The sequence below is a fragment of the Pseudoalteromonas sp. SA25 genome, assembly GCF_011378705.1.
GTDB lineage: Bacteria > Pseudomonadota > Gammaproteobacteria > Enterobacterales > Alteromonadaceae > Pseudoalteromonas > Pseudoalteromonas arctica.
The window spans coordinates 1-15,880 of sequence record NZ_WTKV01000020.1; the positions used below are offsets into that span (position 1 = coordinate 1).

Consider the following 15,880-nt stretch of genomic DNA (forward strand, 5'->3'; position numbering starts at 1 on the left):
TAACACCGATCAGTTAAGGTATTTTTGATCGGTTGACCGATCTTTTGGTTGCTTCACAATACCCTTATCATCTTTTGATTATGAGGGTATTTTTATGCTTAGTCATTGGTTACTTGATACGGATATATTCGCCACTCCTGACTCTTTATCTACATTTCAGAAACATATCCCTCTTGAGTGGATTTCTAATGTGCTCGAACAGACCGATAAAGCAAGTATTCGCAAACGTAAGTTACCTGCTGAGCTTGTCGTCTGGCTTATCATTGCAATGGGTCTTTTTCGCGACCGCTCTATTAGTGACGTTGTTGAGAAGTTAGATTTAACACTCACTGATACCCTGGGCGATACGGTTGCTCCAAGTGCTATTCCTCAAGCGAGACAGCGCCTGAGTAGCGACCCCCTCCAAGCCTTATTTCACCTATGTGCAGCCCATTGGACACAAGAAGAAGATGCTGATGATACGTGGTATGGACTCCGGTTATTTTCTGTCGATGGAACGCAATTTCGTGCACCCGATACACCAGCTCTTGCTGAGCACTTTCACTATATTAAGCACAGTAAAAACCGTCATACAGAATATCCTATTGTACGCCTATGCGCCTTAAGCTCCTTGCGTAGCCGGTTGATACACCACGTTGCCTTCGGGCCCAGTTATCAAGGTGAGGTGAACTACGCAAAGCAGTTATTTGGTCATGTAAGTGATAACAGTCTAACTATTTTTGACCGATGTTATCTCAGCGCTGAGCTACTGATTAATTGGCGTAAGCAACACCCACAGTCGCACTGGATGGTCCCGATTAAAAGCAACACGCAATACACCGTCATTGAATCTTACTCTGAGCATGACTTCAAAGTAGAGATGAGTGTATCTGCGCATGCCAGAAAACAAGACCCTTCGCTTCCTGAGTGCTGGCAGGCCAGACTGGTTCTTTATCCTGAGCCAATGGGGCCTGGAAAAATAAAAGGTCTGCTGTGCTCTTTGGATGATAAACAGGCTTTTGGTGCACAGGCCATTCTTGATGTCTATTTCGAGCGCTGGGAAATTGAAAATAGCTATGGAGAAATAAAACACCAGATGCTTGAGGATAGTATTCTTTTGCGTAGTCAGACTGTGGATGGAGTCAATCAAGAGCTATGGGGTATATTGCTAGCCTACAATTTAATTCGAGTAGAGATAAGTCGAATAGCCAAAGAGGCTAAAGTCTCCCCGCTGAGAATTAGTTTTGTCATGGCTTTGCGGGATATACAGGATGAAATACTCTGGTGTGCCATCGCTTCGCCAGGTTCAATTCCAAAGAAATTAAGGGCAATGCGAGAACGAGTGAAACGTTATATTCTTCCAGAAAAAAGAAAACGGCCCAAAAGTAGGACCGTTCGAATTTCAAAAACTCGGTACACCATTAAGTCAAAGCATGCTTAACTGAATGGTGTTAGCTAATTAGCGGCTCTTTTTGTATTTTAAATTAATCTGAACTCAAGTTAATTAGTAGCTTGCGCTGTTGGTTGCTGTTTATTTAGTTGTAAGTAACTTAGTAGCCACATACCCAAACCACCTAAAAATAATGCAGCTGCTACGTAACCTGTTTGATTAGGTGCAGCACCCTGTGCTATTGCAATTCCACCGACCCAAGGGCCTATAGCATTGGCAGTATTAAATGCGCACTGTACTAAGGCACCAATCATAGCGTGGCCTTCGGGTGCAACGTCCATTAAAAGCGTTTGAATCAGCGTAGCCAAGCCCACACTGCAACCAATAAAGAAGATCACTGCATAAAGAGCCCAAATATTATGGCTTGCCGTTACATAAGCAAAGGCAAATACAATGGTACATACAAGCGCAAGGCCAGTCGTTTTAATTGCTGATTTATCGGCAGCTTTACCCAGTACATAGTTACCGAGCGTACAACCAATACCAAACATTACCATTGCGATAGAAATAGTATACGGGGCTGTTTTTGTTACCACTAAGATGGTGTCGGCAATGTAAGTATAAATACAAAACACCCCGCCAAAGCCAATAATTACAATACCCAAAATAGACCAAACCAGTTTGTTTTTAAGTACGCCAAACTCGTTTAGTAAGTTAGAAGGCTTAGCGTTATCTATATTTGGAACTACTTTATAAACAAAAATAAAAGCAATAAATGCAAGCACTGCAGCGCCGGCTAAACAATACCGCCAACTAAGGTTTTGACCCACAAGTGTTACAACAGGCACACCAACAATAGTAGCCACAGTTAAACCCATAAACACCTTAGACATAAAGCTAGCACGCTTACCTTTTGGGGCAATATCCGATGCTAATAAAATAGCCGCGCCAAAATATGCACCATGAGGTAAACCACTTAAAAATCTAAATATTACAAGCTGCTCAAGCGACGTTGCCATCGCGCTTAATCCGTTTGAGACAAACATTAAGCTTATAAATATGAGCAATGCTTTGCGCTTTCTCATATTAGCAGTGGTAAGCATTAAAATAGGGGCACCCACTACAACACCAATGGCGTAAGCACTAATTGCATAGCCACTTTGTGATGGCGTTGAGCCAAATGTTTCGCTAATTAGTGGCAGCATAGGCATCATCGAAAACTCAGATAATCCTAAAATAAATGTGCCTAGCGCTAATACGAGTAAAATAGCGGTTCTGTTAAGTTGACTAGATGCCGACGTTACATCTGATGTCATAGATGATCCCTTAAGGTTTAATTTTAAAAATGAAACTGCATAATAGATCTTGAATAGGACATATTATGTGTATGCTTAAATTTTGGTGTGAGAGGGTAGTCTGTGAGGGCGCTATTTTAAGTTAAAAAAAGCACAGAGTCATGCATAAATTAGTGGTTTTATTAGGTTTTTAAAATGTTAATTAGAAGAAAATACTACTTAATATTTATAAAATAAAAAAACTATTTATAAAGCATATATATATAAGATATTAAATATTAGCCGAAAGGTTATTTAAAGCTTATATTTACAGTACAGCTACATATTGATATCACATTAATTTGCTAATTTTTGTACTAATTTACTCCTTAAGGTTTTTATATGTTTGGTATTTCTAAAAGAAACGCAAAAATTGAAGAAATGGAGCTTCAATTAATTCAAAAACAATCTATTTTATCGGCAATTAATAAGCACGTTGCTTATATAGAGTTTACACCTGATGGAATAATATTAGACGCAAATCAGTTGTTTTTAAAAACGATTGGGTATAGCAAAGAGAAAATAATTGGTAAGCATCATCGTATGTTTTGCGAACCTGAATATGCAAAGTCAAACGAATATAGTCAATTTTGGCAAGCATTGAAAGCAGGGAACTCTAAAGCAGGCTCGTTTTTAAGGTACAAAGCTAATGGCGATAAGCTTTGGCTTGAGGCAACTTACTTTCCTGTAGAAGAGCGCGGCGTAGTCACCAAAGTTATTAAAATAGCCTCTGATATTACAAACAGTTACATACAAAGAAAAGCGCAAGAAGCTATTGCAAATGCACTCGACAAAGCCTTGGCTACAATAGAGTTTACCCCAGAGGGTAATATTTTAAAGGCGAACCAAAACTTTTTAGCAACAATAGGTTATAGCTTAAAAGACATTGTAGGCAAGCATCATAAAATGTTTTGTACTAAATTGTTTTATGAGAAAAACCCACGCTTTTGGAGTGAATTAGCGCAGGGGCAGTTTAAGTCAGGAAAATTTAAACGTATTGCCGCCGACGGTTCAGAAATTTGGTTAGAAGCAACTTATAACCCAATTTTAGATAGCAAAGGTAATGTAATTAAAATAATTAAGTTTGCATCAAATATTACCGATCGAATTAATAATAACAGTGCAGTGACAGAAGCCGCTGCAATAGCACATGAATCGGCGGTAGCTACTGCTACAACCGCTAAAAAAGGCTCTGAAATACTACAAAGCTCTATAGCGAACTCCGACGCCATTGTAAGCCAAGTACTTAAATCGGTAGATTTAATAAAAAATCTTAATGAACAGTCTGCGGTCATAGGCTCCATTGTTTCGACAATTAGCAGCATTGCGGATCAAACTAATTTACTGGCACTTAATGCCGCAATAGAAGCAGCGCGTGCTGGTGATTATGGTCGAGGTTTTGCTGTAGTAGCTGATGAAGTAAGGCAGCTTGCAGCCAGCACTAGTCGCTCTACTAATGAAATAGCAAGTGTTGTTAAAAATAACCAAGAGCTCACTAATGATATATCAAAGCAAATAACGTCAGTTTCAGACTCATCAAAACAAGGAAGAGAGCTTATTGCTAATGTGTCTGAGGTCATTAAAGAGATTGAACGTGGAGCCGATATTGTTTCTCAAACGGTAGCTAAGTTAAATACTTAGTTAATTGCATGTTCCTATGTTTAAAGCTGCCTTCTTATGTGCTCAAACACACCTAACAACATTCTAAATTGATAAAGTGCGACAATATGTCGCGCTTTTGCTTTTGCAACTCACACTATAATTACGCCAATTATTACAGTGGCATAAATTAACAATGGTTTATAAAAGCAAAACTCAAAAAACATATTTACTAACGCCTGTCGCACTTTTTATTAGCGGTGTGCTATCTCCTTTTGCATTTGCCGACGATACGCCTTTAGAAGTGATTGAAGTACACGGACATGCTCAAAATAAGCATTTAGCACTTGGTTCGTCAGAATCGTTATTAAGTGATTTAGGTGTCGATTTTTCAGCAGCGGGCGGCGTATCTAACTTACCTATTTTAAATGGTTTAATGGGCGACAGAGTTAAAGTGTTAGTTGATGGTGCAGATGTAACCGTTGCATGCGCTAATCATATGAACCCGCCACTTTCGTATATCTCGGCTAATCAAATTACGTCTTACAATGTGGTTGCAGGCGTGTCGCCAGTAAGCGCGGGCGGCGATAATATTGCCGGTGTAATAAGCGTTAATTCTATTTCACCACAGTATAGCGATAGCAATGAATTAGGTTGGCACTCAGGTTATGTGTCAGCAAAGTACAGTAGCGTTGATAACGGACGTAAACTTGGCGTTGGTGCACGTTTAGCAAGTGACACGTTTAGCCTTAATTATCAGGGTTCGTTTAGTGACGCAGATAGTTATGAAGACGGTAACGGCGATGTAGTATTAGATACATTGTATCGAGCACAAAATCATAGTTTAACCGCAGCTATGCGCGATGATAAACAGCAATTAGTTATAAAGCTAACGCATCAAAAAATCCCGTATCAGGGATTTGCAAATCAGTATATGGATATGACCGATAACACCAGTTACGGTGCAATAGCTCAATACAAGCGTTCCTTTGAAAACAGCGAACTTGAAGGGCAAGTTAACTGGCATAGTGTAAAGCACGAAATGGGTTTTTTCAGTGAAGAAAAAACAGGCATGATGCGAATGAAAACCGATGCACAAGATATAAGTACGCAGCTTAAATGGCGTATTGCGCTTGATAAAAACAGCAGTATTTTACTCGGTCAAGAATATTACAATTACAGCATTGATGATTGGTGGCCAGGTATTGAAGGCTCAACCATGATGGGACCAGACGATTACGTAAATATAAATAACGGTAAACGAGAGCGGATAGCGGCATTTGCAGAATTTGAGAGCCAAATAAATACAAAGTTATGGTTAAACGCAGGCGTACGTATTGAAAGTATTAATACCCACGTTGGAGAGGTTCAATCTTACAACGATGACATGAGCATGACGGATATGGACGATATGAGCGACATGGGTAGTATGGAAAGTATGACCATGAGCGATACGTCTACAGATAATACCATTGCTGCACAGAACTTTAATGCTGGCGACAGAGATAAAACCGACACTATAGTTGATGCTAACTTATTAATTAATTACCAAATAACAAATTATGATGAGCTGCAATTTGGTCTTGCCCGTAAAAATCGAGCGCCTAATTTATACGAGCGATATAGTTGGGGTGTAAGTACCATGGCAACCACCATGATTGGTTGGTATGGCGATGGTAATGGCTATATTGGTAACCCCGATTTAGACGTTGAAACAGCGCATACAATAAGTGCTACTTATATTAAATCGGCTAAAGATGACCGTTGGCGATTAAGCACCAATGTTTGGTATACAGATGTGAATGATTATATTGATGCTGATATTGTAAGAAGCTTCAATAGTTATGATTTGGACAACACAGCGCGTAACATTTTGCAGTTTACTAATGTAGATGCCATTTTATATGGTGCAAAAATAGATTTAACAGCCAACATTTATGAATCTAAGCAATTAGGCAACTGGCAGTTACACGCTAATGTTACTAATACGAGAGGCAAGCGCGACGATACTAACCAGCCACTTTATCAAATTAAACCACTGCAAACTCAGCTAGGTATTAGCCAGCAAATAGGTCGATTTGAAAATGTGTTATCTTGGCAGTGGGTCGATACTAAAACCCGTGTAGATAATAATCGTTTTGAAAACCAAACAGACAGCTACAGCCTGGTTAATTTAAGCTCTAAAGCCACATGGGATTCATTAACGCTAAGCGCAGAAGTGAGTAACGTGTTTGATGAGTATTACCAGCTCCCATTAGGTGGTGTAAGTATTGCGGCACTTAAACAAGATAGCAGCAACAGGTTTGAACAACTTGCTGGGCAGGGTCGTTCATTTAATGTAAGCGTTAGTTACGCGTTCTAACTAAACTAAATTATTAAAAATAAAGCAAAAGCCATAACTGTGTTATGGCTTTTTTTGCGTTTTAACATGTAAGCCGTAAACTTATTTTTATGAAATATTTGTATGCAAAAAGCGTTCTATTAAGCACGCTTGTATTAATTTTACAGCATTATTTTAAGGCAATGCAGTAAAAAGCAGTAACTTGTTCATCACCCAATAATTAGGAAATACAGTGTTTAAGCAATTTAAAAATAAAGTGATGGGTGCGCCAACAGCTATGGCCGGTTTAGCTTTGGGTATTGCTAGTATGGGATGGGCATGGGAAAACGTTTTTAATTTAAACTCCCAAGGGCAATTTTTGGGAGCGGTACTAGCTGGCGTATTAGTTTTACTTTTGGCTGCTAAGTTTTTACTACACCCTCATTTATTAAAAGCCGATTTAGCACACCCAGTTGCAGGAAGTGTGATCCCTACATTTGCAATGGCTAATCTTGTTATTTCAAACTCAGTTGGGCAATTTAATTCATTAGCTGGCGACATTATGTGGGTTTTAGCTTTTGTGCTACATCTCACATTTTTGGTGAGTTTTTTATACCAGCGAGCAAAAAAGTTTAACTTCGAGGATATGGCGCCCAGCTGGTTTGTCCCGCCAGTGGGGATAATTATTGCAGATGTTACTTTTTCGGGAAATCCGACATTAGCGTGGTTAGCTTATAGCGCACTGGTGATTGGTATATCAACGTACAGTATTATGCTGCCAATTATGTTTTATCGCTTTTTATTAGCATTAAAAAGTGACTACGAAATACAGCCAACACTTGCCATTTTAGCAGCGCCTGCCAGTTTAACATTAGCGGGGTATTTTCATATTGTAGCTAATCCATCACTCTTTATAGTGGGGGCATTATTTATATTAGCGATAATAAAAACACTGATTGTTTATGTGTTATTTATAAAGTTATTACGCAGGCCTTTTACGCCGAGCTACGCTGCTTTTACATTTCCAATGGTTATTGGGGCAACTGCATTATTTAAAATGAAAGACTGGATGCAAAGTATAAACCTCGCAATGCCATATGTAGATACAGTTAATTACTTAGCTACGTTTGAACTTATAGTTGCCACGGCAGTAGTTGGTTATGTAAGTGCTCGGTACTTTTGCCACTTTAAATTATCAAAGCAACGGGTAGCGTAAAGTTACTCTTGGATTACCTCTGACTCATTACTTTCTTGTTCAGCTAGTTTTTCGCGCTCAGCTTTTGACACATAACCAGGTTTGTTGCTTTTATGTAGTTTAGCGTTAGTGCGTTTATCTTTCTTTTGAAATTTAGTGACGATTTTTTTACGACGGTTCACAATTAAATACTCTCTTAATTTTAAGTCGCGCATTATACATTCATCCTCATAAAAGCTGCTATATAAATATTCAGCTTAAGTTACCTGTGTGTTTAGCGTAAAGAGCTATAAGTAAGCGCTTCATAGCGTTATAATTACCGCTCTTAGTTATTAATTAAATGGGAATTGTTTTGAAAAAGTTAGCTTTAGCCAGTATTGCTTTATTTGCATTTAGCGCTCATGCGCAGTTAAATAAAAATATTGATAGCGTTGCCGATTACGCAGTAAATACATACCAAAATGCTCAAATACACACACTAACTAACTTAGTGGCTTTTCCGACCGTTAATAAGAGCGATATTGCCGCTCCTCAAAATCCCGATTTTATTGGCTTTAAAGCACTTTTAAAAATGAAAGCCGCAGAGCTTGGTTTTGACTACCAAGATTTAGGCTACACCGTTTTAATTGGAATGGGCGAGCAAAGCGAAAAAGTAACGGTAGTAACCCACGGCGACGTGCAACCTGCTAATGCTAGCAAATGGAAACAAAGTCCTTTTATTATTGATACATCTGAACCGGGAAAATTAGTTGGTCGTGGTACGGAAGACGATAAAGGTGCAATAGCAACAGCGCTTTACGCCATGAAAGCAATTAAAGATAAAGGCATAACCCTTAATAACCGAATTGAGCTTATGATTTACCTTGCTGAGGAGTCTGATTGGGGTCCGCTTACTCAATTTATGAAAACGTATGAACAACCAAAATATGCAGTAACGATTGATGCATCATACCCTGTAGTGGTTGCTGAGAAAGGCTGGAGCTTAATTGCACCTACCTTTAATGCAACATCGCCACAAACGGGTTTATATGTAAAGGATGTAACTGGCGGTGCGTTTAGAAGCCAAATTCCAGAAGATGCCAGCTTAGTACTTCACAATGCAGACGCTGCACTTATTAATACATTAAAAGCAAAAGCCAAGACATTAAATAAAGTTGAGTTTAACTTTAGTGAAAAAAGTAATGGTTTAGCAATAAGTGTTAAAGGTATGTCGGCGCATTCATCAGAGCCGGAGTCGGGTATAAATGCGATTGCGTATTTAGCTGAGTTATTTAAAGGCGTGGAGCTTGAAAATAACAGTGACGGCGAGCTAATCGACTTTGTGAATCAGTTAATTGGTTTAGATATTCATGGTAAACAGTTTGGCGAAATAGCTTACAAGCACGACTTTATGGGCCCGATGACAGTGGCACCAACCGTTATTGAGCGCGATGGTAATGCGCTAACACTTGCTGTAAATGCACGTCGCCCTATGGGTAAAGACGAAGCTGTATTACAAAAGCAAATTGATGATGCGCTCGCTAATTGGCAAGCTGCTAACAATGTAACGCTTGCTAACATAGAAACAATTATTGGCACACCTATGCTGCTTGATAGCGCGCCGCATGCGCAAAAGCTGCTTGATATTTTCAAGCATTTTACGGGCGACGAAAAAGCTGACTTTGTATCAATAGGTGGTGGCACTAACGCAAAGCTGTTTGATAATGCGGTATCGTTTGGTCCTTCAATGCCAGGCAAGCGCTACACCGGTCACTCAGAGCATGAATTTATGACCATTGAGCAACTTAAGCTTAATTTACGTATGTACACAGCGATGATGATAGAGCTAGGTAATATGTAGCTTAAGCGTTACTTTGATTCAATAAGATTTAAATAATAGGTGTTGGGTATTAATCAGCACCTATGTCCTCAAAATTCACTTCAGGCAAGTTTTCAAAGCTTGGTTTGGCAAATAAATACCCTTGCATAAGCTCAACACCTGCGTTTTTAAGCCATGTATATTCTTCTACTGTTTCAATCCCTTCAGCCAGTGCGATAATATTTAAATCGCGAAACATATTTAAGCAATGAGTTACTATTAATTGGCGTTTTTTGTCGTTGCTTATATCGCGTATTAGCGCCATATCCAGCTTAATAATATCTGTTTGAAAGTCAGCCAGTAGATTTAAACCAGAATAACCTGCACCAAAGTCATCAGTGGCGGTTTTAAATCCGAGAGACTGATAGTAATCAACAATGCGTTTAATGTGTGCGGTGTCTTCTATTTTTTCAACTTCAGTAAATTCAAACATAATATTTTGAATTGGGAAGCTATACTTTTTTGCCGCTTCTAGTGTGGTGCGTATACATCGCTCTGGTTTATAAATAGCATTAGGTAAAAAGTTAATGCTTAGCATTGATGTTATGCCCAGCTTTGAGGCTAGTTGAATGGCTTTAATACGACAAAGCTGATCAAATGCATAGCGGTTGTCTTCATTCACTTTTGAAATGATTGAATAAGCAGACTCGCCATTTAAACCCCTAACTAGTGCCTCATAGCCATAAATAAGATTAGTTTTACAGTTTATAATCGGTTGAAAAGCCATAGAAAAATCAAATTCGAGATCGTTAGCGTCAGCACAGTTACTACACGTAACTTTTTCGCAATCTTTTGATTTTTCGCTCATTTAGCTCATCCTTTTATGTTTATTTGTTTAGGTTAGTTGAGATTAGATTCTAACACAAATAGATTAAAGTATTGTTTTTTATGTTTTTATACATAATAAATAACTATGTAATTAAATGAAAAGTGATGACTAATGTCAGATCACTTAGTGACATTTAGCAGGTGTGTACGCTGCTTATTAAAACAATAATAGCGACATACATTACTTGGAGAATATAAATGAGCAATACAGTGACATTAGGCAAAAAAATTAAAGGATATTTACTTATTTTAACTTTGCTAAGCGTTATAAATTTACTAACTTCGCCTAGTTATATGTGGGTAGTATGGCCAGCAATTGGGATGGGAATAGGGCTTGTAGTAAGTACTTTGAGTAGGAATAAACCTAAAAATACTTCTTTATACTAAGCAAGCCAAGTAATTACTTGGCTTGCTTAGTAAGGAACTGTCTAAACAGTTAAGTCTAAATATTTAAAATGCTGATTGAAGTGTCGCATCTAGTGATATTTCGGTATTTAAGAGCTTGGAAATAGGGCAGCTCTTTTTGGTTTGCTCACATAAGGCTTGAAACTGCTCGTTTTGAATATCATCAATACGCGCTTTTACCTCAAGGGCAATATGCGTTACTGAAAAACCGTCATCTACTTTATCAAGGCTTACAGTGGCTTTAGTATCAATTTTATCTGCGGTAAAGCCTGCATCACCTAATGCAAGCGAAAGTGCCATACTAAAACATGCACTGTGAGCTGCACCTACTAATTCTTCAGGGTTTGAGCCTGCCTTATCTTCAAAGCGGGTATTAAAACCATAAGGTTGTTTATCAAGCGCGCCACTTTGAGTTGATATGCTACCTTTGCCTGTTTTAATATCGCCAGACCATGTTGAACTAGCCGTTTTTTTAATCGTCATCATCTTCTCCTTGCTTGAGTGTAAGCTTTTCAGGTTAGCTAAGCGTTATTTACAAAATAAACTTATATAAAGCCTTAAAAGCATTAATTACTGATGATGTTGCAAAATAGACGCCAGTTAATTGTTATCCCTGTTTATTTCGCTTACAGCGCTCTGAACAATAAATAACGTTATCCCAGTCGCGCTGCCATTTTTTACGCCACGTAAAAGGTTTATTACAAATAGGGCATATTTTTTGAGGTAAGTTTAGTTTTTTGTGCGCCATGCTTACTTAGCCTTGCTGTTACTTTTAGCATCCGTTTTACTTTTTGTTCGAGTAACTTTTTGAGTACCCCCAACGTGCTTTTTAAGAATCCTCCCTATGGCGCGTTTAACATCGGCTCGCTCACGGTATTGCCATAAGCGCTCGCGTGCTTCTTTTGAGGCCGCTGTTAAATCAAGCATGGGTTCGGGATAATCCTCCCCTAATTTAAAGTCGTTAAAGAGTGCTTCCATTGGAGTTTGCTCCCAAGGTTGGTGTAAATATTCAATAGGGAGTTTTTCAAGCTCGGGGCACCACTTTTTAATAAACGAACCTGTTGGGTCTTGATCTTCTGATTGTTTAATTGGGTTGTAGTGCCTAATGGTGTTAATGCCTGTTACCGAGGCTTGCATTTGAATTTGCGGGTAGTGAATTCCGGGCTCAAAATCTAAAAAGTAATTAGCGAGAGGAAAGCTTGCTTGCTGCCAGCTTATATTTAAATGATGCGTTACAAAGCTTACAAGCATGGCGCGCATTCTAAAGTTTATATAGCCGGTGGCTTTTAAGCAGCGCATGCAAGCGTCAATAATGGGAATACCTGTTTGACCTTGCGCCCAGCGTTCAATATCGTTTTTAACATGTTCATCATCACGATACGGAAATACATGATAACCCGGATTAAGGGCTAAAAACTCCATAGAACATTCGCTCTCAAACTTTTGCATAAAGTGGCAGTGCCAATGCAAGCGCGATACAAACGCAGCAAGCGGGCGCTTCCAGCCTCTTTTGTTAGGGTGTTTTGAATGATATTCATCAATGGCCATTTGATACACTTGCCTAAGGCTAATATTCCCCCACGCTAAATACGGCGAAAGTCGGGAGCAATGTGTTTGGCTTAAACTTGGGCTCGATATTCCTTTTTGATAACCTTTACCGCGCTCGGCAAAAAAGCTCTGCATTACAGTTCGCGCATGCAGCGGGCCACCTTGTTGAAAGCTGTCGTGATCTTGCGTGTAAGCGCTTGGTAGCTCAGGTGTTTGGTAGTTATTGAGGGTAATTGTTTTTATACTCTTCCAATTAGGAACTGCAATAGGTTCTTGCATTGTTTGCTGCCAGCGTTCGTTCCAATTATTACGATTTTTTTTGCCGCGAATAACCGCGCCTGTTTGCGACTCTTGCCAATTAATATGGTTATGCTGGCACCATGCTTTTATTGCTTTATCGCGCTTAAAGGTGTTGTTTAAGCCTATTTCTTGATGGCTAAAAATATTAACTATTTCAAATTGTGCCTTTAACGATTCAAGTAAATCGCTCATATTTAAATTAAAGATATAAACACAGGCGTTAAAACGCGCTAGCTGATTATTTAACTCAACTATTGATTGATACACAAAGCGCCAGTGCCGGTCATTGTAGTGTGCATCTTCGAGCAATAATGGCTCAAAGTTATAAAGTAATAGGGTAGGTAAGCCATTACTGAATGCATTTTTTAATGGTTGATGATCGCTAAGACGCAAATCACGTTTAAACCACACGATGTTTATTTTCATATAATTTGTTTATTGCTTTAAATAGAGATAAAAATTAGCTTGTTATTTAACTGAGTCAGCCAAACCTATACGTAACTAACTTGAATTAAGATTTAGTTTTAATGTATTAAAAGGAAAAGTATGTTTTTAGATTTAACTGTAAATAAAGAGCTTAATGTTTATTCGTATTTAGTTGGCGGGATCAGCCCTCGTCCAATTGCATGGATAAGTACATTAAGTAGCGACGGTGTGGCTAATATTGCTCCTTACTCATTTTTTACAGTAGCGAGTTGTAACCCACCAGTATTGAGTGTGACGCAAGTAAATCCACGCGATAAACCAAGTAAAGATACATTAATTAACTTATTAGCGACTAAAGAATGTGTGATTAACATTGTGAGTCATGAGCAGGTTGAAAAAATGAATCAAAGCTGTGCTAATTATCCTAGTGATGTTAGTGAGTTTGATGCTGCAAATATAACTAAAATTGATAGCCAAATGGTCGCAGTGCCGAGTGTTGCTGATTCAAAAGTACGCTATGAGTGTAAGCTACGTGAAGTTATTACTATTTCAAGCGAGCCTGGCGGCGGACAAATGATGTTGTTAGACATAGTGGGTATTTGTATAGACGATGAAGTGTTTGTTGACGGTTATATTGACCCAACACTTTTAGATGCGGTAGGTAGAATGGGTGGGGATTACTATGCAACCACTAAAGACAAATTTGTACTTAAACGACCACAAATTTAGGGCGTGTTGATCTTTGTGGATTGAAATTTGTTCAATCTAGGGGCGATTTAATCGCGGCGCGAGGTTTGTAACCTAGTGGGCTAAGTAAAAACCGAGCAACAAAGAGTCAATCGTCCCTAGAAAGAACCCAAAGGGCAACGCATGTTTGGTCTTTATGCTGCGTTATCGCCTATTTATGGGGAATAACCACACTTCATAGGCTCTGCCTTGCCTAAAAACCAAACATACTGCTGTAAATTCAACCACCAAAGATCAACACGCCCTAGTCTTATGTTTATTCTTCCTTAGTTTGTGCACATTGTTTGCACTTTTACTTGTTAACTTTGTTTTATTAAACGTTAAAGTAAAGGTTCAAGCATTGAAAACACTTCTTAAAACAAAAGCCTCTAATGTAACTAAGTTATTTGCATTAAGCGCGCTTTGCATCGCTTTAAGCGCATGTAACAGCGATTCTACAAGTACTACAACAGACGGCGAGACAGTCAGTAATAGTGCTCCAACGGTTGACGCCGGTATTGACCAAACTGTTAATGCGGGCGATACCGTTTATTTAAGTTCAACAGTTGAAGATGATGGCGAAGTATCTGTTAGCTGGTCACAAACATCAGGCACTACCGTTAGCTTATCTTCAAGTACTGCAACGTCTACTGAGTTTGTTGCACCTGAAGTTTTAACCGATGAAGCACTTGTATTTGAAATCAGTGCAGATGACGGCACAAACGATGTCGTTGTAGATACCGTTATAGTTAATGTTATTGCTTCATCAGACTCAGACTCAGATACTGGTGCAGTTGATAATAGTGCAAAACTTACCAGCTGGTTAATTAACAACGATACAACCTCTACTTATATACAAAACAATGGCGCAGTGGTTGAAGATGTTCAATCAGTTGAGGTTGTTACTGTTTCTGAGGAAGATGCTGACGTTGAATACATGTATGTGCAAACAACTGACATTCCTAAATATGACGTAACGCTTACACAAGACCAAGTAGACGCGTTAAATAACCGCCCGCGTGCAGCTACCGATTTTTATAACGGTGTAACCTCAGCAGCAGTAGGGCAAACCATTTCGTTTGGTGAAGATATTGGCTATAACAGCAGCACTGAAAACTGTGATGACACAGGCGGTGCAGGCTATTGGCCTCCAGGACCAGGTTGCCCAACAGAACAAACAGTTGAGGCGTATTTTCCGATAACACCTACCGATTTATCTGACACTGAAACTTGTGAAACAGGTTTAGGTACAGTTGGCTTAATGGTTAATGGCACCAGTATATTTAACTGGGGCGATGGTATGAGCTACGGTAATAATATTTGGTATACATTAGCGCCCATTGCTGAGCAATACGATGTTGATGTGTGTGGCGGACATGCTGCTAATGGTGAATATCATCACCATTTTTACACTAGTTGCTTAGCTGATTTACTCGAAGATGATGGCGATGCGCATTCACCTATTTATGGGTTTGCAGCTGATGGCTATCCGCTTTATGGTCCTTATGAAAGTAACGGTCAACTTGCATTAAGCGGCTGGGAAATGCGTGATTATGGCGCGTCAGAAAGTGAAGGTGGTTGTGGTACTGAAGGTGAGCGAAGCTGTACTTTAGTCGATCAATACGATGTTAGCCAAGGCACACAAACAAGTGATGCAGGTCCTGCTATTGGCGCAGAAGTAACGACGCTCTCTGGTAATACATTAAATGCCGACGATGGTTATTATTTTGAAGATTTCTACTATGCACAAAAAACAGTAACCGGTGCTCAATTAGATGAGCATAACGGCCACGATACTAACGATGGCAAGGGTTATCACTACCATATAACACTAACGTTAGACAGCGATGGTAAATTACAGCCTTCTTTTCCTTATCAAATAGGGCCTCGTTTTAAAGGTCAATTAGCCGATAATTCAATTGGTCGCTGTGATACGGGCGAAACAATGGGTCCACCACCGGGAATGTAAGGA

General features: G+C 39.1%; 14 protein-coding genes. 8 read left to right on the plus strand and 6 right to left on the minus strand.

Annotation, left to right across the window (positions count from 1 at the left end; genetic code table 11):
* Positions 1–94: 94 nt before the first annotated feature.
* Entirely contained in the window at positions 95–1,420 is a 1,326-nt protein-coding gene (locus tag GQR45_RS15510) for an IS4 family transposase (protein WP_165725782.1), read from the plus strand.
* A 59-nt stretch (positions 1,421–1,479) separates the two neighbouring features.
* On the opposite strand, the gene GQR45_RS15515 is transcribed toward GQR45_RS15510, so the two are convergent.
* Positions 1,480–2,685 carry an MFS transporter gene (locus tag GQR45_RS15515; protein ID WP_007581242.1) on the minus strand — a complete coding sequence of 402 codons (1,206 nt, stop codon included), beginning with the start codon at positions 2,683–2,685 and terminating at the stop codon, positions 1,480–1,482.
* 360 nt (positions 2,686–3,045) lie between these two features.
* Between GQR45_RS15515 and GQR45_RS15520 the strand changes: the two genes are divergently transcribed.
* The 3 genes from GQR45_RS15520 (at position 3,046) to GQR45_RS15530 (ending at position 7,838) form a co-directional block, all read left to right on the plus strand.
* Positions 3,046–4,344: a PAS domain-containing methyl-accepting chemotaxis protein gene (locus tag GQR45_RS15520; RefSeq protein ID WP_165726424.1), complete on the plus strand. Its 1,299-nt coding sequence runs from the start codon at positions 3,046–3,048 to the stop codon at positions 4,342–4,344.
* Positions 4,345–4,498: 154 nt separating this feature from the next.
* Positions 4,499–6,664: a TonB-dependent receptor gene (locus GQR45_RS15525; protein WP_165726425.1), complete on the plus strand. Its 2,166-nt coding sequence runs from the start codon at positions 4,499–4,501 to the stop codon at positions 6,662–6,664.
* Positions 6,665–6,875: 211 nt separating this feature from the next.
* Positions 6,876–7,838, plus strand: coding sequence for a TDT family transporter (locus GQR45_RS15530; RefSeq protein WP_165726426.1), 963 nt, complete (start codon positions 6,876–6,878; stop codon positions 7,836–7,838).
* Positions 7,839–7,840: 2 nt separating this feature from the next.
* Here GQR45_RS15530 and GQR45_RS15535 read toward each other — a convergent pair whose 3' ends face one another.
* Entirely contained in the window at positions 7,841–8,032 is a 192-nt protein-coding gene (locus tag GQR45_RS15535) for a DUF2986 domain-containing protein (RefSeq protein WP_206008674.1), read from the minus strand.
* 137 nt (positions 8,033–8,169) lie between these two features.
* Here GQR45_RS15535 and GQR45_RS15540 point away from each other — a divergent pair, with 137 nt between their 5' ends.
* Positions 8,170–9,657, plus strand: coding sequence for a dipeptidase (locus GQR45_RS15540; RefSeq protein ID WP_165726427.1), 1,488 nt, complete (start codon positions 8,170–8,172; stop codon positions 9,655–9,657).
* A gap of 49 nt (positions 9,658–9,706) precedes the next feature.
* Here the strand turns inward: GQR45_RS15540 and GQR45_RS15545 are convergent, their stop codons facing one another.
* Positions 9,707–10,483, minus strand: coding sequence for an EAL domain-containing protein (locus GQR45_RS15545; protein ID WP_165726428.1), 777 nt, complete (start codon positions 10,481–10,483; stop codon positions 9,707–9,709).
* 218 nt (positions 10,484–10,701) lie between these two features.
* Between GQR45_RS15545 and GQR45_RS15550 the strand changes: the two genes are divergently transcribed.
* Positions 10,702–10,890, plus strand: a complete 189-nt coding sequence (locus tag GQR45_RS15550) for a 2TM domain-containing protein (protein WP_165726429.1) — start codon at positions 10,702–10,704, stop codon at positions 10,888–10,890.
* Positions 10,891–10,953: 63 nt separating this feature from the next.
* Here GQR45_RS15550 and GQR45_RS15555 read toward each other — a convergent pair whose 3' ends face one another.
* The 3 genes from GQR45_RS15555 to GQR45_RS15565 all read right to left on the minus strand — a co-directional run bounded on the left by GQR45_RS15555 (position 10,954) and on the right by GQR45_RS15565 (position 13,182).
* Positions 10,954–11,391: an OsmC family protein gene (locus tag GQR45_RS15555; protein ID WP_165726430.1), complete on the minus strand. Its 438-nt coding sequence runs from the start codon at positions 11,389–11,391 to the stop codon at positions 10,954–10,956.
* A 124-nt stretch (positions 11,392–11,515) separates the two neighbouring features.
* A complete protein-coding gene (locus GQR45_RS15560; RefSeq protein ID WP_002958154.1) occupies positions 11,516–11,656 on the minus strand; it encodes a DUF2256 domain-containing protein in 141 nt (46 codons plus the stop codon).
* A gap of 2 nt (positions 11,657–11,658) precedes the next feature.
* Positions 11,659–13,182 (minus strand): deoxyribodipyrimidine photo-lyase, encoded by a 1,524-nt coding sequence (locus GQR45_RS15565; protein ID WP_165726431.1) that lies wholly within the window; start codon positions 13,180–13,182, stop codon positions 11,659–11,661.
* 120 nt (positions 13,183–13,302) lie between these two features.
* On the opposite strand from GQR45_RS15565, the gene GQR45_RS15570 reads away from it, so the two are divergent.
* Together GQR45_RS15570 and GQR45_RS15575 are read left to right on the plus strand one after the other, a co-directional pair.
* A complete protein-coding gene (locus GQR45_RS15570) occupies positions 13,303–13,911 on the plus strand; it encodes a flavin reductase family protein (protein ID WP_165726432.1) in 609 nt (202 codons plus the stop codon).
* Positions 13,912–14,209: 298 nt separating this feature from the next.
* A complete protein-coding gene (locus GQR45_RS15575) occupies positions 14,210–15,877 on the plus strand; it encodes a YHYH protein (protein ID WP_197153125.1) in 1,668 nt (555 codons plus the stop codon).
* The last annotated feature ends 3 nt before the right edge of the window (positions 15,878–15,880 follow it).